The following is a 19,562-nucleotide window of genomic DNA, read 5'->3' as shown; positions in this document are numbered from 1 at the left end:
TTAGCTGCCGGAAGGACACGATCATGAAGACCCTCGCGGGAAAGACCGCGCTCGTTACGGGCGCTTCGCGTGGCATCGGACGCGCCACGGCGCTTGCGCTCGCGCAGGCCGGTGCCCAGATCCTCGTTCACTATGGTCACAGCGCACGTGAAGCCACGACTGTCGTTGCCGAAATCGCTGCGGCGGGCAGCCGTGCGCATGCCATTCAGGCCGATCTGGCCGAACCCGACGGACCGCACAGGCTCGCGCGCCAGGTCCGGACCATCGTCGGCGAACGCCTCGATATTCTCGTTGCCAACGCAGCCATCGCGAAGGCCGCCGCGCTCGAGGAAACCGGTGTCGAAGCTTTCGACGAACTGTTCGCCGTCAACGTCCGTGCTCCGTATTTTCTCGTTCAACAGCTTCTGCCGATCATGTGCAAGGGCAGCAACATCACGCTGCTTTCGTCGCTCGCGGTCCGTACAGCCGTGGGTGAACTGTCGGCCTACTCCGCCACGAAGGGCGCCGTCGATACGCTCGTTCGGCACTTCGCGATTGACCTCGGACCGCGCGGCATCCGCGTGAACGCGGTCGCGCCCGGTGTGGTGCAAACCGATATGTCGAGCTTCACCCGCACCGACGAAGGCCGCGGCATGACACTTGGCCTGCAAGCCATCAAACGGCTCGCGGAACCTGAAGACATCGCCACTGCGATCACCTTTCTCGCCTCTGACCAGGCCAGGTGGACAACTGGCGCGACGCTCCATGTGGACGGCGGCTCGAAGCTCTAGGCGCGTCAACCGCGACGCCGCCATTCTGGCAACCCGATACGAATCACGCACCGGAATACATCATGACGCAAACCACCTCAATCCAGCCTCTGCGCACGCGAAACTGGCTCGCGATTCTTTCCGTCGCACTCAGCGCGACCGTGTTCTGTACAACTGAATTTCTGCCCGTCGGGCTGCTGCGCTATATCAGCCAGGGACTAAGCGTCACCGAAGGAACCGCCGGCATCATGGTCACGGCGCCCGGGCTGCTGGCCGCCATCGCCGCGCCGTTTCTTACGGTAGCCGTCGGACGTTTCGACCGTCGGCGCGTGCTGCTGGGCCTGGGCCTGCTACTTGTGATCTCGAATCTGACGGCCATGCTGGCGCCGAACTTCGCGGTTCTCGTCGTGGCCCGCGCGATGTTCGGATTCGGAATCGGCGGATTCTGGGCGATCAGCGTAGGGCTCGGCAACCGACTCGTGCCGGAGGAGCATGTCGGCCGGGCCACATCGATGATCTTCGCGGGCGTCTCGCTCGGCATGCTGATCGGCGGCCCGGCCGGGGCACTGATCGCCGACCTGGCTGGCTGGCGCACCGCGTTCGGCGCAGCGCTCGCGCTGTCTATTGCGGCGCTGCTGGCACAGTGGGTTTCGTTGCCGTCGCTGCACGTAGAGCATCGGGTGAGTACGCGCGATCTGCTCGGTATCTTCGGTACCCGAGCGGCCCGCATCGGGCTGATCACGATGACGCTCGCCCTGTGCGGGCACTTCGCGACCTACACTTATATCACCCCGTTCCTGGCGACCGTGTCGGGCTTTGGCGGCAAGGTCATTTCATTGCTGCTGCTTGGTTATACGTTCATCGGTCTGCTCGGTAATTTCATCGGTGGTTCATCCGGGCAACGTAACGTCAGGATGACGTTGATTGCGAGCATCCTGTTTATCGCATTGCCTCTCGCCATGCTACCCGTACTCGGCACCAGCCGGCCGTGGGTGCTGGTCGCGCTGGCCGCGTGGGGAATCGCGTATGGCGCGCTGCCCGTCGCACTGCAGATGTGGATGGCGCAGGCAACCCGCGAAGTCCGCGAAGGTGGCATGGCACTGTTCGTCGCCAACTTCCAGATCTCGATTGCACTGGGTTCGTTCGTCGGCGGCCGGATCCTCGACGGGTTCGGTCTCTTCAATGCAATGTACTTCGGCCTGGGACTCGCCGTAGTCTCGATACTGACGCTCGCGCTGACCGGCGGCCATCTTCGCAGGATCGACGAGCCCGCGACCAGTCAAGCGTAATCCAGCGGGCTGCCGCCGCGCGGCCCGCAGCCCTCCGCTATTCCACCAGGAGTTGATCATGTCCACCACGCATCCGCACGACAAACCCGTCAAGATTCCGGGCCCCGACCATCCGATCACCATTGAACGCCATCCGTCGAGGATCGTCGTCAAGGCCGGCGGCAAGGTGATCGTCGACACCCGTGAGGCGCTGACGCTGCGCGAGGCACGCTACCCGGCGGTCATCTACGTCCCGCGCAAGGACGTCGACATGACAATGCTCGATCGCACCGACCACGCCACCTGGTGCCCGTACAAGGGCGATTGCGCCTACTTCTCGATCCCGTCCGCCGGCGAAAGAGGCATCAATGCTGTCTGGACCTATGAGCAGCCTCACGCAGCCGTTGCACCGATCCGCGAGCATCTGGCGTTCTACCCCGACCGTATCGACGCGATCGAGGCTCTGCCCGCCGACGCGATTTCCGGCTAATTCCGTTCCCCGCACAGAACTCTATGCAACAGGAGAGGCAACATGAGTGACGCACCTGTCGTATTGATCACCGGCGCACTGTCCGGTATTGGCCGCGCCACGGCCTTCGCCTTCGCACGCGACAAAGCTCGCGTCGTGCTTGCCGGCCGCAGGGCTGAAGTCGGCGAAAAGCTTGCGCAAGAACTGCGCTCAACCGGCATCGAAGCCGAATTCATCCAGGCGGACGTTCGCCATGAAGAGCAGGTCGAAGCGCTAGTCAAGGGCACCGTCGCACGCTTTGGTCAACTCGACATCGCCGTCAACGCGGCCGGCGTCGAAGGGGAGTCGGGCCCGGTTACGGAGCAGACGCCCGAGCGCTACGCAGCCGTCTTCGACGCCAACGTGCTTGGCACCTTGCTCGCGATGAAGCACGAGCTGCGCGTGATGATGGCCCAGCAGCGCGGCAGCATCGTCAACGTGTCTTCGACGATGGGGCTGCGCGGCGCTGCTGGCATGTCTATCTACACGGCCAGCAAGCATGCCGTCGAAGGCCTCACGAAGTCCGCTGCATTGGAAGCGGCCGCCTCCGGCGTGCGCGTGAATGCCGTTGCGCCGGGTCCCATCGATACGGAGATGCTCACCCGGCTGACCGGCTCGAGCGAGCGCAAGGCCGCGATGTTGTCGGGCGTTCCGCTCAAACGAGCCGGAACGCCGGAGGAAATCGCCGAGGCTATCGTTTTCGTCGGATCGGGTAAGGCCAGCTACATGACCGGCGAAATCCTGCGAGTCAACGGCTGCAGGACCGCCTGAACCCACAGGCTAACCGCGTGGATTGCCGCCGATATCGTGCGTTTCGAGAATGGCCGGCTGGCCGAACACTGGGGCGTGCTCCAGGACGAGGCCAGTGTGGCGCAGTCCCTCAGCGGCTTGCCCATGTTCGGCGAACGTTTTCCGTCCTGATCCGCGCAGGCGAGCGCCGGCATACGTACCCATGCCCGTGTGGCATGACCGCTTGCCTACAAAGGCTTTTTCCTCTTGCCGGCCCGCGCATACATTACCCATCAACAGGCACCGCCCTACGGGATTTCCTGGCGGGTGACTGGATTGCAAACGCGGCACCCCATGCATCTCAGACATACCGGAAAAACAACTGCTGAACTTACACCTGAAAGGATCGCAATCATGACCCGCCATACGCACCAGACCGCACCGACGCAGTACGTCGAAGCAAACGGCATCCGGTTCGCCTACCGTCGTTTTGGGAATCCCATCGGCGTGCCGCTTGTGATGAACATCCACTTCACCGGCACCATGGATCACTGGGATCCCGCCGTGACCGACGGCCTCGCCGCCGGACGTGAGGTCATCCTGTTCAACAACGCCGGCATTTCGAGCAGCTCGGGCAGCGTTCCGGAGTCGATTGAGGAAATGGCCGCCAATGCTGCCGCTTTCGTTCGCGCACTCGGCCTCGAGCAGGTCGATGTACTGGGTTTCTCGATGGGCGGCCTGATTGCCCAGACACTTGCCATAGCGGAGCCCACGCTGGTCCGCCGCCTGATCCTCGTTGGAACCGGCCCGCGCAGCGGAGAAGCTATGGCCTCGCTGACGCCAGAAGCCCAGGAAATCTTCGGTGCAACCTATGCCGAACCCGATCACCTCTGGCTGCGCGTGCATTTCTCGCCGACCGAGCCCAGCCAGGCGGCCGGGCGCGCGTTCCTCGAACGCTTCCGCCGTCGCACGGAGAACCGTGATCCGGCGGCCAACGATGCCGTGGCGCCGGCCCAGCTTGCCGCTCTCGCCAAATGGGGCAAGCCGCAAGACAAGCCGTACGCGTACCTGTCGGCACTCGGTCAGCCAACCCTTGTTGTGAATGGCGACAACGACGTGATCATCTACACGGTCAATTCGTTGATCCTGCGTCAGCACATCCCGAATGCCCAACTGACCATCTATCCAGACGCCAATCACGGCTCGCTCTATCAGTATCCCGAGCGTTTCGTGGAAGACGTTTCCAGGTTCCTTTCCTAAGCCGCAAGTCGAACCTTCGACATTTCGACCTCGAGTTCAACAGGAGTTAATTGTGACTACTAATCTTTATGGCAAGACCGCGCTCGTCACCGGCGCTTCACGTGGCATCGGCCGCGCAACCGCGCTGGCTCTGGCAGCAGCAGGCGTACGCGTGCTCGTGCACTTCGGCAGCGACGAAAAGGCCGCGAATTCCGTCGTCGAGTCGATCCGCGCGTCGGGCGGTTCTGCCGAAAAGGTTGCGGCAGACCTGAGCGCAGCGAACGGCCCTCATGAACTGGCCCGTCGGGTACGCGAGCTGATTGGCGAGCGCCTCGACATTCTCGTTGCGAATGCCGGCATCTCGAAGGCCTCATCCATCGCGGAGACGACGGTAGAGGATTTCGACCGGCTGTTCGCCGTCAATGTGCGCGCCCCCTACTTCCTCGTCCAGCAACTGCTGCCTGTGCTGGGCGAGGGCAGCAGCGTAATCCTGCTGTCCTCTCTTGCTGCCCGCGCTGCGGTTGGCAACCTGTCGGCCTACGCCGCGAGCAAGGGCGCAATCGACACACTGGTCAAGCATTTCGCCGCAGCGCTTGGCGAACGTGGCATTCGCGTGAACGCCGTCGCGCCGGGCGTCGTTGAAACCGACATGTCGAACTTCGCCAAAACCGACGCGGGGCGAGACTACACGCTTGGCATGCAGGCCCTCAAGCGCGTGGCGCAGCCCGACGACATCGCAGGCGCAGCCCTGTTCCTCGCATCCGACGCGGCGCGCTGGATGACGGGTGACACGCTGCGTGTCGATGGCGGGTCGAAGCTCTGACACCCCGGGAGGCGGTCATGATCGAGGTACCATGCTCCACCGTTCCCGCGAATCGAGGGAGCGCCACCCGTCGGTACACGCTTGTCACGCTCGACAGCCGGGCCAGCTTCTGGGTCTCGGCCGGCGTGGTCGCGCACACCCTCTGGACCAGCGCGGCGCCCGCCATGACGTATCGGCTCTACGCACGGGAATGGCATCTCACCTCGACAACTACGGCCGAAATCTTCGCGATCTACCCGATCGTGGTTGTCAGCGTGCTTATCCTTTTCGGCGGCCTTTCCGACCAGATCGGCCGAAGGGCGACGATGCTGCTCGGTCTGGGCGCTTCCTTCCTCGGTGCACTGATTCTTGCGCTCGCGAACGATGTTTCATGGCTCTTCGTGGCACGGGCATTCATGGGCGTTGGCGTTGGCCTGACGGCCGGCCCGGCAACTGCCGCGATGGTCGAATTCAACGAAGGCGGTGCGCCCCGGCGAGCCTCCGTGGTTGCCACTGCCGCCCAGGCCGCGGGCTTTGCAGCCGCGCTCATCCTCGGAGGCACACTCACTCAATACGCGCCGTGGCCCTTGCATCTGGTTTTCTGGCTGCTGGCCCTCCTGATCGCAGCGTTGTTCATTGTCACGTGGTTCCTGCCCCAGCAGGTAGAGCGCGACGCCGCAGGCGGCTGGACGCCCAGTTTGCCGTCGGTGCCTCAGCGCGCCCGAAAGGCCTTCATGGTCGCTGCGTTTGCCATGATCACGGCCTATACCCACGGCGTCATGATCCTGTCGCTCGGCGGACAGATCGCGCACGACCTGGTCCAGTCCCCGAACACGCTCATCAACGGCTCGATCCTCGCGGTCTTCGCCATCACGTCCGGCGTCGTTAGTCTGCTGGGCAAATCACTGTCGACCCGGGTAGCAATGATTGTGGGGGCTGCGGCGTCCGGTGCAGGCATGGGGTTGCTTGCTATCGCAACCGCCCTTCACGGCATGTCACTTTTCCTGTCTGCGACCGCCATGACGGGTGCCGGCTACAGCCTGCTGTTCCTGAGCGCCCTCGAAGTCATCAACCGCGCAACCCCCGTCGAACGACGAGGTGGGACCCTGTCGGCTCTGTATCTCCTCGGTTATCTGGCCGTTGGCATACTCGCACCGATTCTGGGACGCGTCGCAACGGTCAACGGCCTTGGCTTTGCTGTATATCTGGGCGCAGCCGTCATCGCTGCCTTGAGCGTCGCCACGATCGGACTCGCGCTAGGCCTGCGTGGCACGGCCTCGGGCTGACTGTCTATCCTTCTGGCCGTGCACCGCTGTCTGGCGGGTCGGGGCTCTTGCCAACCTGTATGGCTCTTCGCAGGTGAACCGGAGCCGTTCATAGTGCTACAAACAAAGCACGGCGAATGTCGCCATTTGGCCGACAAGCGATCGCTCGCCGGCCGGTGCTCCTTCATACTTCGGTTTGCTCCGCCATCTCAAGGGCGTCGTCCACTTCGATGCCGAGGTAGAGTATTCGACTACTGCCAAGGATCTTGGCCTAGGCCTGGACGAATGGCCCCTGTTCCTCGAAACGACCATGGGCAGCGGCAAGCCATTCGAGCCCATGCACCGGTTGGAAGAGGGAACCCTGTATCGGCAGGGCAGAGATTTGGTCCTGCATGTGCTTAACTGCGAGGTCATTATCCGCAAGGTCTGGTCAGGTCCATATCGGGAGAAAGTCTTCCCGATAGTTGTCTCTTAACGAAATGGGGTAAGCAGTCTTGCTTCCCATTCCTCAGAGTAATCCGCCGCTCGGATCCTGGACCAGACCGTCAGCCTGACGAGGAGCGTAGGAGACGCGTGACCTCGCCGGAAACTGGAGACGCACCATGAACACTGAAGCCTACCAGTCATGCATCGACGCATGCGATGCATGCGCCGCCGCTTGCGACCGCTGCGCATCGGCGTGCCTCGAAGACCCGGGCGTCGCAGCGATGACCAAGTGCATTCGACTCAATGCCGATTGCGCGTCCATGTGCCGCTTCACGTCGGCCGCGCTATCCCGGCAGAGCCATCTCGCCCCCGAACTTTGTGCACTGTGCGCGCGGATCTGCCATGAGTGTGCAGAGGAATGCGGCCGTCACGCGCCTGAGCACTTTGGCACATGCAGCGATGCTTGCCGCGTATGCGCCGAAGCCTGCCGGGAAATCTGATGCCCCCGCGTCCGTACGTGTCACGGCGCGGTTCCAATATCTCGACGCGTCAGCGGTTGGTGGCGTTCCCGCACACCCTCCGAATGCAAAGGCGGAGAAGACGGCCTGCACCGGCATCAAGATGCGGTTCATCGAGGCACCCACGGAAAGTCTCGTTGGTGCCTCTGGACCTGTTGCCGGGGGCAGCGGTCTTTCGCCGGTGTGACCGCAAGGGACGCGCCAACTACGCTAACGCGAACGACTTCAAATTTTCAGTCGAGAAATCTTGGTGCCAGCCAGCGACACGTCTCCCATCAGACCTGCATTTGTGAGCACTATGGCTTCGACAGGTGCAGTGGCCGTTGTGGTATCGATCTCGCCATTTGCGCCGACCTTCAGCAGTGCAACCGAGCCTTCACCGCCGACTGACCAGCCTTTCGAGTTGCGGAAGCTGTTAAGCGCTTCATGCGTCATGAACAGGAAAATGACGGCCTTCGATTGAGCGCCTGCCTGCAGGCCGAATGAACCCGCAGCCGTGCTGTAGTAGCCGACCGTTTTCCCGGCTACCCGCAAAGCGCCTTTGCCGTATTCGCCGCCGGCGATGAACCCGGCCTTGATCACCGACGGAAATACGAGTACGCCGTTCGCCTTGGAGACAAGCTCTTTCGAGCCTTTGACGGTCTCGAACAGCCGCGACAGTGTCTCGTTGACCTGAGTGTCGATTTCGTGACGTTTCGCTGCATCGGACTCTGCGGCAACGGCTTCAGTCATCATCGTCGGGGCTTTGATCAGCGCTGCTCCCACGATCGCTAACGTTGCCGCACCTGTGCTCAGAAAAGATCTTCTGTGCATGTTCGCCTCCATCAAGGGTTAAGTTCGGATTCGCTACTTCTGGTGACTAGCCGGCGTGGTACCTTTGATTCCTGTAATCGATGCATTGGGTATGTTGTGGGCACGAGGCGGATTCTGGTCGTTAATATCGTCGGAAAGCCAGGTAACGTGAAGCGGACGGATCGAGCCGGTCATGGGCCGGCTATTGCAGGTGGTTCGATCGCCTCGACGTGAGCGATCGGACTGTAACGCGAGGTTGTGGCTCGACTGAGCTAGCGGCATGTCGCCACGCCAACAATATTTGGCAGAGTCGGGCGTTGCGCAATAGGACTTAAGTCCAATGTGGCGATCCAGCCGACAGGCTGCGACTGCGGCGAAAAAGCTCGGGCGGCCCGAATTCGCACTTGGCGGGATCGATGCGGAGGCCCAATGGGGAGCAAAGTCCTGGGGAGGCGGTGCGCAACCGCATTGTTCCAACCTGATGGCTTGAGCAACGATTGGCGGCCGCGCGCCGCGCGCCGTGCCCGCAGCTCCGGTCCAGGACTATAGGCCAATGTTCATCAGACGCCGTAGTTCGAACATTACGGGTTCACGGATGTTCGCCTTGCGGAACGGGGATCAAGTGAGAGTCGACGACCTCCTCACCTTGTCCCCGGTTGGAACTGACGGCGTATTGGAAGAAGCCCCGTCGAGGAACTGCCGAGCGCGGACCTGGTTCTGATCGATTACGTCCCCGCGGATGTAGTCTTCCTCTCGGCAGTCCGACTGACCAGCGCGGTATTTGCCGGAATCTGGTTGTTGCGGGGTTTCTTCTCTGGGCCACGCTTCTCGTTGTCGACCAACTTCTTGCCCGACAAATCGCACTCAGCGATCAGTTGAGGGCATTGTCGCGGATGGACCCGCTGACTCGTCTTGCGAATCGTCGGCGTCTGGACGAGGAATTCAATGTGCTCGTACGGGGGCGACACGCCGAGCGATGCATCTCGCTTCTCATGATCGATATTGACCACTTCAAGAGGGTCAATGATGTCTGGGGGCACACAGTCGGACGTCCCGGCAACTTGCATGTACATGCTCTCGCAGCTACTGCTGCTGCACGCGGGAATGGTACTTAATCACATCCATGACCGCAGCCGTCATCACGGAGGTCGAGACTCCGAACATAAGGATGCCATTGGCCGCTTCGATTGGGCCAAGCATCCGCCACTGCTTGGACATGACAATATCGCCGTAGCCCAGCGTGATGAAGTTGACCGCCGAGTGATAGAGAGCTGTGCCGAAATCGGAGAACTCGCCCAATAACATGAATAGCGCAGCCCAGATTGCCATCTGGGCGAAATTACAGAGCAAGGTCAGCAGCATCACGGTTACCAATAGCACAACATCGACCCACAGCACATCCTGGCCCTGAACGCCACTCCTGAACCGCGCGTAGCGGCGCAGGCAGATGGCTACGACCACGCCTTGCAGCAGCAGGCACAGGACCATGACAGGAGCGGCGGCCAGTACGTTGTGCAGCATGATTGACTCCGTCTTCAGAAGGCACGCATCGCCAGAAATGGCTTCCTCTCCATTTGCTTAATGCAGGACCGGAGAGGGCGCGTCGCACGACCCGCTGCACGCGCCACCTATACGCGGCAGACAATTCGCGCGTGGCTTGCTTGCGAACATTCACTTCAGTGTGCAATGAACGGCCAGCCGAATCAGGCCGGCCTCGGGCCTCGACTGCGGCGCCCGCCGTTCCTGGTTCGGCAAAATAAGGGTATCAAACTGTCGGCTCTTTCATATACTGCTCGTACCAGCGGTCCACGTTGGCAGCTAGCTCAACGTCTCGTTGTATACCTTGGGTCGAGGCCACATATGAGCACTATCACGCCGGCCGGACACGCCGAACCCAAACGGCGTGAACCGATACTCAATACCGTTGATCGCGTCTGCGAAATATGTTTTGGCTTGTTCATGGCCCTGACGTTTGTCGGCGCCGTCAAGGCAGTCAACGCGGGCGAAGATGAAGGCTACAAGATGTTCTTCGCCGCGCTCGGATGCAATCTCGCATGGGGCCTCGCCGACGCCGTGATGTATCTCGTACGCACGCTCGTCGATCGGGGGCAGCGCCTGAAACTCGCGCAGGCCGTGAAGCGCGAGCAAAACCAGGCGGTCGCGGTGCGCGTGTTGCGCGACGCATTGCCTGAGAAGTTGGAGTCGCTCGTTGACGATGCCGACCTCGAGCGGATCCGCTCGCGCCTCGCAGCCGCATCGACACTTCCACCTCGGGCGAATTTTGTCAGTGGTGACTTTATCGGCGCACTTGGCATCTTTCTGCTTGTTGTCCTGGGAACGTTTCCGGTCGCGGTGCCGTTTCTCATCATCAGGGATGTCACAACGGCGCTCATCGCCTCGCGCGTGCTCACACTCGCCATGCTTTTCATCGCCGGCTTTGCGCTGGGGCGCTACACCGGCGCAGGAGCGATGAAAGCCGGTGTCGCAATGATCGCGCTTGGCATTCTGCTTACGATGGCAATCATTAAGTTAGGTGGCTAGCCGCCTCCGTGCCGTTCCAGAACGTCCCGGTCCGTTTTCCATGTGCGGGTAGAGACTCCGCACATTTGCAGCGCGACGCGCGATACTGTGAGAGGTTAGCGTCATGAAGAACGCCAGCAATTCCGCTCACGCTCCGCTGACAACTCGCCACGTCGTGACGGAATTCTCCATGGCACTCCGGGACTTGCGTGTCTTGTTCTCATATCTGCTTGTGCTTTACCTCCTGCTTTCCTTCGCAATGTATTACTTCGGTGGTCCGATCGACTCTGGAAGCGGAAGTCCTTCCTCGTTTTGGGAAACCTTCTACTTCTGCGCGATGAGGGCGATCACGTTTGGCTACCGCAATATCGTGCCAACCACAACCATTGGCCGCATCGCCTCGACGTCGCTCGGCGTGCTGGGCATTCTGATTGCGTGTACGGTCGCTGCCGCGGCGGTTCGCGGTGTCAATGAGGCGGTACAAAACGGTGGCAAACGGCGCCAGGTCTGTTGTCCCGGTGAGCTAATAGTTAGACCAGGCTCGAATTCTCACTGTCGACGGCCCCGACGGAAATCGTCTTCGCCGTTTTGATCCTGCTGCTCGCGGTCGCTATATTGGGCGTCGTCGTGCGGCCTCTGCGCGGCTAGTTGACATTGCCGTTCGTCCAGATCGCAATCGGTGCATTGCTTGCCTGGCCAAAGTTCGGGTTGTACGTCACCTTCGACCCCCAACTGTTTCTGGTGCTCTTCATCCACACGTTACTCTTCGCGGCTCTTCGGTGTTAAGTCCACGGAATCGCCGCTATCGTAAGATCAACAGACGTTTGGGTCGCGTCCAGGCGCTTCCCGCCAAAATGAAGCAATACGCCGGCTCACGGGTCTTTTACGCGTTATTTTGGAGAACTATATGTATCAGTCGGGCATATTTTCCGACAAGGACTTTTAAGAAGCACAAACCGGGAGAGCTTGAAAAGGCAATGTAATCGTCAGTTTGATGCTCCGCCACATCTAACTTCGGAGACACGCCATGCGAAACGCGCCGATCGAATTCGTCGCTTCCCGCCCTGACGTTTCCGCCCGTCCGGGCGCGAACAGGATTCACCACGAGATCCACGTGTGCCGCTCATCAGCGGACTTCATACGCCTGCGGCCGGCTTGGGACGCACTCGTCATCCACTGGCCGCCGGGTCTTAATTTTACGTACTGCGAAGTGGCAGCGGTCCACGCATTCGCACGCGGCGCGACCGTCAGCGTAGCGCTGGTGTATGAAGGCGCCGAACTCGTCGCCCTTTGGCCGGTGATGATCGCACGACGGGGTGCATGCCGGGTTGCATCTATGCTCGGCTGCGGAAACGACCAGGAGTACGGTGGGCCGCTCGTCGTCGATCCCACCGATGTACGCTTCTATGCCGCAGCGCTCGACGCGGTGCGCCATGTTGACGCCGACTTGCTGGAGATATGGCTGGTCGGGCTCGACGACCTGGTGACGTCGGCGCTGTCCTGCGTGCCCCAATCGTGGGTGATGGGGGCGATACCCGCGCGCTGGCGCGGCGTGGACAGCTACTCGATTGCGCTTTCAGGGTTCGCCACCTATGATGCCTTTCTCGCAACGCGGCCCGAGTCGCTGCGTGGTCACCTCCGCCGTCACGCAAGGCGCCTTGCCGACCGCGGCGCTGTCCAGTACGGCTGGTGCCAAAGCGCAACTGACGCCCGCGAGGTGCTTACCTGGCTCTTTGCGAACAAGCGCTGCTGGGCACTTGCCCGGGGCCTAGATACGCCATTTCTGATGGACGATCAGGTTCGCGACTTCTTCATCGACCTCGCGGGACGAATTGATCTCGTGGCGACACCACTCGTCACATTCGTGAAGGTCGACGGCGTACCGGTTGCAGCATCGGTTAATCTGGTCGGTCCGCGCACTATCGAGTATTTCATCACGACCTATGACGAAGCGTATGCCACGTGCTCAGTTGGCAATCTGCTCGTCGATTGCATCGTGCGATGGGCGTACGCTAACGGTCGCGATTTCGACTTCCGGCCATTCTTTTCCGTCTACAAGGAACGCTGGTCAAACCGCAGAAGCCGACACGAGTCGCATTTCGTCATGCTCACATTGCGCGGACGGCTCGCCGAATTGCCGATTGTAGCGGCGCAGATCCGACGCGTCCTTCGCAAAGTTCGCACGTTCGCCAGCGACCGGCTGCCCGTCCTCGGCGCCATGCTGCAGCCGCCAGGCGGCACAGCGAAGGGCGAGGCGAGCAGCAGTGCCGTGGGGCGCACGCGGTAGGGAGCGGCGGTCGCACAAATCCAATTCGCACCGGGCTCGTGCCAAGGGCGAGCGATGGCACGACATCAAGGGGGCTCTCGCGCACGCCCAGCAGACGTGGGAGCGCCGCGACCTTTCCCGGGCCCTCCCGCTGCATGAGCTGGGCAGTCACGCGATTGCGTGAGAAGGCCAGTGCATTGCGCAGTGTCATCGGTCGACCGGTAGGTGGCTCGGGTGAGAGCGAATGGGTCATATCGACCCTCTCCAGTCATCAGCTTCCGCGAGGCAGGAGGGCGCTTCTGGCGGAATAGCGGTCACCCATGCTGTCATCTCAGTGCGTTTTCGGCGTGCGTCGGCTGCTCGTATATGCCCCTGACCGGCTTAACGGCGAGCCACCTCCACTGGGCTGACGCAAGCGTCGACTACGGATTGAGCGAGCGCACTGACGTTTGTGCACCCGCGAAGAGTGAGGTGCAGGATGATGACCGTTCCCGCTCAGGGAGCGTCAACGGGTGTCGCACCTGGTAACAGCGACAGCCGGAGTCCGATGAGCGCATGCAGCACGCCTTTGCGCAGCTTGTAGCCAGGCTCATCGGGGGCGGCCGCGAAGCCGGCCATGATCCGCGTGACGGCGGCATCGACGTCGACTGCAAGCATGGGCGGTACGGGTTGCCGCTCGCCAGATTCGAGGCATCGTTCATAGTGCGACCGCACGTCGTCGAGCACGCGGTTCAACACGACTGGCAACTCTCCAGATATTTTGCCCGAGAATCGGCGCAGGTCGAGTGTATTGAGCGCAACACGCATGTCGCGCAGGCTCTCGGTAGACGGGTGTTTGTAGTCGTCGCTGGCCGCCACGCGCGGAATAAGCTGCATGAGTCGGTCGAGCATGCGCGCGTTCAGATCGCGCTGCTGATCGAGCGATAATGCGGACCCGCTTAAAACGACATCCCTCCAGCTGGACCTGATCAGTCGCGCAGTCGCCGCATCCATTCCGAACGGACGGATGACCCCTGTCATCACCGAAGCGAACATCACGCCGGCCAGACCCGCAAGATTGCCGTTCAGGAAGCTCAGAATGTTGGCATCATAGACGCTGTCGATGCCGAGAAAGGTTGCGGTCGTCAACGCCACGAGCGTCGATATCAAAGCCCATTTTGGACGTGACATCAACAGTCCGAGCGGAACGAACAGGAACGAGAAGAGAATGACGAGCAGAGGGAACTCCTGGCCGCTCGGCAACACGACAAACAGATAGAGCGCTGAAATGACCACGCCGAGCGTCGCGCACTTCAGGAAAGTGATCATCATCGGCACAGGCTCGTCGAGCGCGGCGAAGAAGCAGACGCCGATGGCGCCTAACGACACCGCCGCCGCACCGTCCTGCCAACCCGAAGCAATCCATAGGCACGACGAAACGAAGATGACCAGCGCCGCCGAGGTAGCGGAGAACACGGCAAGTCCCTGGTCGAGAAACGCGTGCCGCGTGCCGATCCGCCAATGCCGATATCGCGGCCTCCAGTGCCCGCTATCGTGAACAACGATCCGGCGCAAAGTCCGGCAATCGACCCACAGATCGACCAGTTGCCGCAAGCGCGAGAGTGCGCTGGATAATAGTGCCGCCTGCCATGTCGTCAGTTCGTTGCAGGCCGGATCCAGTTGCGTAATGCGCTTGCGGAATAGCGGCGCCTCGCGCTCGGGATCCTCGCTGAGTGGCGCGTCGATCCAGCGCTCAAGATCGCGCAGCAGTTCGGCGAATCCCGGCGGACTGACGCGCTCTGACTTCTGCGCGGTCGCGAGGATGTCCGCAAGTGCCGCGGTAATGGGCAGTATCAGCTGCATTCGGCCATGCAGTTGCTCGCTGCGAACGAGAATCGCCGGGCTGACATGATCGTAGGCCAACTGGCTCAACAGGAATTCGAAGCCGCGCACACTCAACGCCATCTTCTGGCGGCTTCCTGTAACAAGCGCTCCCGCAACCCGCCCCGCCATCGACTCTTTCCCGTAGAGAGCAGCCTCGCGGAACCACGAGTTGGTTCGCTCGATCAGCGTTGGCGCGAGCCGGTTCGGGAAAAAGACGCTGCCGACGATGCTCGCACAGACGATGCCGAGCGTGATTTCTTCGGTCCGCGCCACGGCCACATCGAAGATGCTCAACGGATTCGACAATGCCGGTAGCGCAATGACGGACAGCGAATAGCTGGCGAGCAGAAAAACGTAATTGCGTGCGGCTCGCGTCGAGATCGAAATGTACACGAACACACCGGTCCATATCGCGATCAACGCACTCAATAGATAAGGCGTCTCCGCGAAAGGCGGCACGAGTGCAACGGCGGCGACCGCGCCAAGCACAGTGCCGAGCGTGCGATAAAGCGCCTTTGACCGTGTTGCACCGACAAACGGGTTCGATACGATATAGACCGACGCCAACGCCCAGTAAGGTCTCGGAAGGTCGAAGTAAAACGCGATGTAGAGCGCGAGCATCCCCGCGAAGAAGGTCTTTAGAGAAAAAATCCAGTCGCGCAGCGAAGGGAAATTCATCTGGGGAATCGCGTGTGAGAACAGTCTCTCGCCTGGTAGACCTGCCGGGCTCGCAGTGATACGGCCAACAGTGTGCTGTGCTTCACCGAAATCTGCCTGGTCGATCATACATGAGTGCGTGCACGCCGAGGCCGTAAGGCTGCGAACACTCTGCTGGGCCGCTCACAGTACGCTTCTCTGTATCGAGGCGGAACTGGGTGCTACACCCTTCCTTTCATGAGGCGCCTGCTAATGAGTGGGAAGGCGACACTCGAGTGGTCGCCCGCCGCGGTCGGCGAATGACGGGAACTGGCCGACCCTTCCTTTCATGAGGCGCCTGCTAATGAGTGAGCGGTCATTCGAAATGATGCATCATTCATAGCCTCCTCAACGTTACCTGATGAACACCGATCAATGTTTCCTGACGACATCAACGCTGGATGCTCCGAACTGTTCGACGTTTGGTGCGAACGGCGCGCAGCACGTCCCTTGCGCCACTTGTTGCACGCCTGGCCGCTAACAAATGGCCTGACGGATGATTGGGGTGAGCTCCACGAAGCGCTACGCGCACTGCGAACCGACTGTCGAACGGAGATTTCCGAAGCGGAACGGGCAAGTGTTGATGAGTTGATCCGTGCTATAGCCGTTACGGTCTTGCAGCGATGAGCGGCGAAAGTAAGCACATGAAATGTGATTGCTGCGACCATCCGGCAATACGAAGGATTGACGGAACTTTGCCGGCACTGTTTCCCCGGCTTCCGAAACGTGGATGCTGCGCACTGGCGGGCGCTCTTGCGATGTCCGACGTGTGGGCAACTATGGGCTGTTGATGAATGGGAAAAGTATCAGATTCAGTTTGCGGTGAAGGTCGCAGATGCGGAAGGCTGGAGTGCCTCAGACGAGGCCCTACGTAAGGAGTATCTTGCTCAGTCGCGTGGAGAGAATACAGCGGCGAAATGCATGTGGAGCGGCTGTAAGAAGAATCAGTTGAATGGAAGTGCATACTGCGTCGATCATCTCTACGCCACCGGCGCAAGAGCCTGACGGATCAGGCGCTAGCACTCGGCTGCAACCATCGCTCCGATCTGGGTGTCAATGTAATGCTCCAGCCAGTTTCTCGGGTCGCCGAGATAGGCGTATTCGAGGTCTGGGTAATTGGCCAAATATTTTCGACTCAGGGGGTTCTTTAGCCAGACATTCACGTTTGGCATTGGCCAACCACTGCTGATCTCGACCATGGTGTTACCAATAGAAAGCTCGGCGTCGAGTAGCTCGCGAAGAGGGCCGCTGAGACGAGGCAAGATAACCGAAAGATCATAGTCGTGGATCATGGGCGTCTGGAGGCTTGGGCGCTGAATCGCGGTACATTGTCGACGATCTATGTTGCTTCGTCGACCGACTGTTCACGGCCGACTACCGCCCGACGCCGTCGGCCGTGATCGACCCACAAGAGACATCCAGTTTTCTCAACTACGGACATCCGCGCAAGACGCCTGTTGCCACAACTTGCTTCGCTACGGAGAAACAACGTCAAGCTTTGCCATGACGCCGTCCGTATTGCTCAGTGTGCAATGCCTCCCGATCTCGACTACATTGGTCAGTATCGCGAACCTCACTTCATCATCGAACGAGATTTTTTTCGACGACATCCTATCGGCCTGAATGGCACCTTCTATAGTTTTATTCGTTACACCATCTGCCAACTGATTGACCGGCTCGCATTGGAGTCGAAGTGGACTACCATAGAACACACCGTCAATGCCTTTGGTCGCATCGTCATCGATTCCTCGAAGAAAAATAATTCCTCCGATCCGAACGCTATAGACGTCATGCGAGAACATGCCCTGTGCATCACACAATTCATAGGAAGACGGGTTTCCATCAACTCCGTTCATCGTGTGGCATACGTTTTTTCCATTTTGTGCGGTCAGTAGTGGTTCAGCGACGGGGGCATTACGTTTGTCGGTTTCCTTCCGTTGGGCTATCGCTTGACCTATTTTCTCTTTTTCTTGTGATGTAAGAGGTGTGATCGTGGCGACGTATTTTGGCTTAATGTGCAAATCATAGAGTTGATCAATAGACCAATTCTTCTTTGCCTGCGCACAGGCGAGAGTCACTTCGGCACTAATCAATGAATCAGGCGGGACGTCGGCCATGTATTTTTGTACGGACTCGGGCATTGGGACGGACCTAACTAGGTCTCCATTCGCTCTTCTTGTATTAACTGCTAGAGACGTGTATTTTCCATCATTGCAATCGATTAAATAATGAGCTTCACCAATCTGGAACGCATAGTCAGTTGAAGGCTGCTGCAGTTCCTCGTAGGTGTCTCTTTCCCAAGCAGTTATTTGACCGTTGTCACCTTGCTTAACGGAGTTCAAATCCACTTCAGCTTTGGAAAACAGTGTTAAGGGGTATGGTGGTACCGCTTTGACCCACTGCGGTTGCGTGGTTTGTTGAGGATCGGCAGGGAGTGTCGATAGCGGATCAGCGGACTGTGCTGCTTGACTAATGCCACTGAGACATAGGAAGGCGATAGAGAACGTGATGCGGAAAAATTGCAGCTGCATTGTCGCCTTCATGATCGATGTTGGTGTCGGCAAGAATTATGAATTGTGATTGGTCGAATCATACCTTCCGTTTCGGCCCTATCTCTGCAATTAACGGCAAAGTTTCTGAGTTCTTGAACCGAATGAGATCGAAGTCACAACACGAACTCGACGATCAAGCAGTGATGTTCAGAAGCATGGTCGAGCGTAAATTGATCCGATTGAGGTCCACACACGCCCCATGATTGCGGAAATTGTTCGGAATTTAGCCGACGACGCTGGATGACCGGTCATGGCCGCACTGCGTCCCACGACCGGGCACGCCGCTCGCCCGGGCCCACGTCTCATGCAACCGGCATAACCGACCCGCAAGGGGTCCTTCGGTTTTCCGCAAAGTAGCCGTTAACTGTAATGCGTGCATTCCGCGCCGGATCGTGTGAGTCAATCATTCACAACATTGCCGTTCCGATTGGAGCGATCGTATTCTGGCTGAAACATTGATCCACGGGCGCAGCTATTCAAGCTGTAATTCAAAGACACAGAGGCAGTCATGCTGGAAGCAAGCAAAATAGCATTCGCGAGAATACGCGAAAAAACACCCCTCATAACATCGTTGGTGGTATTTTCAATCGTTGTCTCGATTGCGAGAGGTCTAGCCTTTGGTGCGGCGTTCGGGAGGTTGATTCCTGTATTTTTGTTTTGCGCCGTATTTTTCATCTATCAGGTGATCAAGGCGCGCCGAACGCTAAATGGGAAGGCAAGACTAAGCAGAAAGCAATTATTCTCGCGCTTTTATTTGGCAATATTTACTTTGTCTATTTTCTATTTTCTATTTTGCATTTTCAATACTTTGGGAAATAAATGGAAGGGGGGAGGAAGCATTCGGGATGCTTGTACCAATTTTTCTGTTTTGCGTCGTGCTGTGTTCTATTGCCTTATATCGAGAGTTAAGTGATCTCCCTGATGATTTTGAAGGGGGAATGTAAAAATCCAATTCGGCCGAAGGTTGCGATACCCGTGCGTTGCTGCATCTGGGTAGCGGCAAGGTGACGGCGAACGTGGGCGCCAACCGCATTGTCAACGGTTTAGCCACATCGGCCGAGTGTCCAGTCATGGCCGAGGCTGTGTAAAAACGCCGGTTCGAGCCGCGAGCATCGGAGCGAACGCGTTCACCCAGCGCTGAGATCGAACGACGGGGCTGATTGCACCGAGCCATTCGAAGCGTCGATGCGTGAGATCACGCGCCGGCCAGCTTCATGGCCCGCATTGCTTTCGCGAATCCCAGTATCCCGATGACGCGCTTGAGGTTGTACGCCAGTACATGCAAGTTCATTTCGGTGGCGACGTGACCAAGTCTTCGCATCAGGAAGTGCGTCGACCCCATCCAGTGCTTGAGCGTACCGAACACGTG

Annotated in this window: 18 protein-coding genes and 3 pseudogenes; 13 read left to right on the top strand and 8 right to left on the bottom strand. The window is 59.6% G+C overall.

Features of this window, described 5'->3' with window-relative positions:
- Positions 1 to 23: 23 nt before the first annotated feature.
- The 8 genes from E1N52_RS04545 (at position 24) to E1N52_RS45755 (ending at position 7,486) form a co-directional block, all read left to right on the top strand.
- Positions 24 to 770 carry an SDR family NAD(P)-dependent oxidoreductase gene (locus E1N52_RS04545; protein ID WP_133180608.1) on the top strand — a complete coding sequence of 249 codons (747 nt, stop codon included), beginning with the start codon at positions 24 to 26 and terminating at the stop codon, positions 768 to 770.
- A 62-nt stretch (positions 771 to 832) separates the two neighbouring features.
- On the top strand, positions 833 to 2,038 hold the full coding sequence (locus E1N52_RS04540) for an MFS transporter (RefSeq protein WP_133180606.1): 1,206 nt from the start codon (positions 833 to 835) through the stop codon (positions 2,036 to 2,038).
- Between the two features lie 58 nt (positions 2,039 to 2,096).
- A complete protein-coding gene (locus E1N52_RS04535; protein WP_133180604.1) occupies positions 2,097 to 2,507 on the top strand; it encodes a DUF427 domain-containing protein in 411 nt (136 codons plus the stop codon).
- A 42-nt stretch (positions 2,508 to 2,549) separates the two neighbouring features.
- Positions 2,550 to 3,296 carry an SDR family NAD(P)-dependent oxidoreductase gene (locus E1N52_RS04530; RefSeq protein ID WP_133180603.1) on the top strand — a complete coding sequence of 249 codons (747 nt, stop codon included), beginning with the start codon at positions 2,550 to 2,552 and terminating at the stop codon, positions 3,294 to 3,296.
- Positions 3,297 to 3,668: 372 nt separating this feature from the next.
- Entirely contained in the window at positions 3,669 to 4,514 is an 846-nt protein-coding gene (locus E1N52_RS04525; RefSeq protein WP_133180601.1) for an alpha/beta fold hydrolase, read from the top strand.
- 52 nt (positions 4,515 to 4,566) lie between these two features.
- Positions 4,567 to 5,316, top strand: coding sequence for an SDR family NAD(P)-dependent oxidoreductase (locus E1N52_RS04520; protein ID WP_133180600.1), 750 nt, complete (start codon positions 4,567 to 4,569; stop codon positions 5,314 to 5,316).
- A 17-nt stretch (positions 5,317 to 5,333) separates the two neighbouring features.
- On the top strand, positions 5,334 to 6,581 hold the full coding sequence (locus E1N52_RS04515; protein WP_133180598.1) for an MFS transporter: 1,248 nt from the start codon (positions 5,334 to 5,336) through the stop codon (positions 6,579 to 6,581).
- Between the two features lie 581 nt (positions 6,582 to 7,162).
- The gene (locus tag E1N52_RS45755) at positions 7,163 to 7,486 is read left to right on the top strand and encodes a four-helix bundle copper-binding protein (RefSeq protein ID WP_133180596.1); all 324 of its coding nucleotides are present in this window, start codon (positions 7,163 to 7,165) and stop codon (positions 7,484 to 7,486) included.
- Positions 7,487 to 7,729: 243 nt separating this feature from the next.
- Here the strand turns inward: E1N52_RS45755 and E1N52_RS04500 are convergent, their stop codons facing one another.
- Positions 7,730 to 8,317 carry a BPSL1445 family SYLF domain-containing lipoprotein gene (locus tag E1N52_RS04500; RefSeq protein ID WP_133180594.1) on the bottom strand — a complete coding sequence of 196 codons (588 nt, stop codon included), beginning with the start codon at positions 8,315 to 8,317 and terminating at the stop codon, positions 7,730 to 7,732.
- A gap of 872 nt (positions 8,318 to 9,189) precedes the next feature.
- On the opposite strand from E1N52_RS04500, the gene E1N52_RS45515 reads away from it, so the two are divergent.
- Positions 9,190 to 9,411, top strand: coding sequence for a diguanylate cyclase domain-containing protein (locus tag E1N52_RS45515; RefSeq protein WP_133180592.1), 222 nt, complete (start codon positions 9,190 to 9,192; stop codon positions 9,409 to 9,411).
- Here the strand turns inward: E1N52_RS45515 and E1N52_RS04490 are convergent.
- Positions 9,380 to 9,817: a potassium channel family protein gene (locus E1N52_RS04490; protein WP_133180590.1), complete on the bottom strand. Its 438-nt coding sequence runs from the start codon at positions 9,815 to 9,817 to the stop codon at positions 9,380 to 9,382. The two genes, E1N52_RS45515 and E1N52_RS04490, sit on opposite strands and share 32 nt — an antisense overlap.
- Positions 9,818 to 10,156: 339 nt before the next feature.
- Here E1N52_RS04490 and E1N52_RS04485 point away from each other — a divergent pair, with 339 nt between their 5' ends.
- The 4 genes and pseudogenes from E1N52_RS04485 (at position 10,157) to E1N52_RS04470 (ending at position 13,103) form a co-directional block, all read left to right on the top strand.
- On the top strand, positions 10,157 to 10,837 hold the full coding sequence (locus tag E1N52_RS04485) for a VIT1/CCC1 transporter family protein (protein ID WP_133180588.1): 681 nt from the start codon (positions 10,157 to 10,159) through the stop codon (positions 10,835 to 10,837).
- Between the two features lie 103 nt (positions 10,838 to 10,940).
- Positions 10,941 to 11,408 (top strand): potassium channel family protein, encoded by a 468-nt coding sequence (locus tag E1N52_RS04480; protein ID WP_133180586.1) that lies wholly within the window; start codon positions 10,941 to 10,943, stop codon positions 11,406 to 11,408.
- Positions 11,405 to 11,587: pseudogene (locus E1N52_RS44765) on the top strand (Na+/H+ antiporter); the annotation flags it as partial. The gene E1N52_RS04480 and the pseudogene E1N52_RS44765, both read left to right, overlap by 4 nt.
- 256 nt (positions 11,588 to 11,843) lie before the next feature.
- On the top strand, positions 11,844 to 13,103 hold the full coding sequence (locus tag E1N52_RS04470) for a GNAT family N-acetyltransferase (protein WP_133180584.1): 1,260 nt from the start codon (positions 11,844 to 11,846) through the stop codon (positions 13,101 to 13,103).
- Positions 13,104 to 13,125: 22 nt separating this feature from the next.
- Here E1N52_RS04470 and E1N52_RS44760 read toward each other — a convergent pair.
- The 6 genes and pseudogenes from E1N52_RS44760 to E1N52_RS04440 all read right to left on the bottom strand — a co-directional run.
- A pseudogene (locus E1N52_RS44760) lies at positions 13,126 to 13,314 on the bottom strand (hypothetical protein); the annotation flags it as partial.
- Positions 13,315 to 13,577: 263 nt separating this feature from the next.
- Positions 13,578 to 15,623: an FUSC family protein gene (locus E1N52_RS04460; RefSeq protein WP_133181178.1), complete on the bottom strand. Its 2,046-nt coding sequence runs from the start codon at positions 15,621 to 15,623 to the stop codon at positions 13,578 to 13,580.
- Between the two features lie 1,034 nt (positions 15,624 to 16,657).
- Positions 16,658 to 16,933, bottom strand: a complete 276-nt coding sequence (locus E1N52_RS04455) for a hypothetical protein (RefSeq protein ID WP_133180582.1) — start codon at positions 16,931 to 16,933, stop codon at positions 16,658 to 16,660.
- A 183-nt stretch (positions 16,934 to 17,116) separates the two neighbouring features.
- The gene (locus tag E1N52_RS04450; protein ID WP_133180580.1) at positions 17,117 to 18,184 is read right to left on the bottom strand and encodes a surface-adhesin E family protein; all 1,068 of its coding nucleotides are present in this window, start codon (positions 18,182 to 18,184) and stop codon (positions 17,117 to 17,119) included.
- A 408-nt stretch (positions 18,185 to 18,592) separates the two neighbouring features.
- Complete coding sequence (locus tag E1N52_RS04445; RefSeq protein ID WP_133180578.1) at positions 18,593 to 18,868, bottom strand: hypothetical protein; 276 nt, start codon at positions 18,866 to 18,868, stop codon at positions 18,593 to 18,595.
- A 520-nt stretch (positions 18,869 to 19,388) separates the two neighbouring features.
- A pseudogene (locus E1N52_RS04440) lies at positions 19,389 to 19,562 on the bottom strand (IS5/IS1182 family transposase); the annotation flags it as partial.

The sequence above is a fragment of the Paraburkholderia guartelaensis genome, assembly GCF_004353905.1.
Classification (GTDB): Bacteria; Pseudomonadota; Gammaproteobacteria; order Burkholderiales; family Burkholderiaceae; genus Paraburkholderia; species Paraburkholderia guartelaensis.
The sequence above is the reverse complement of the archived record's forward strand: the minus strand, read 5'-3'. Positions and strand labels throughout refer to the sequence as shown.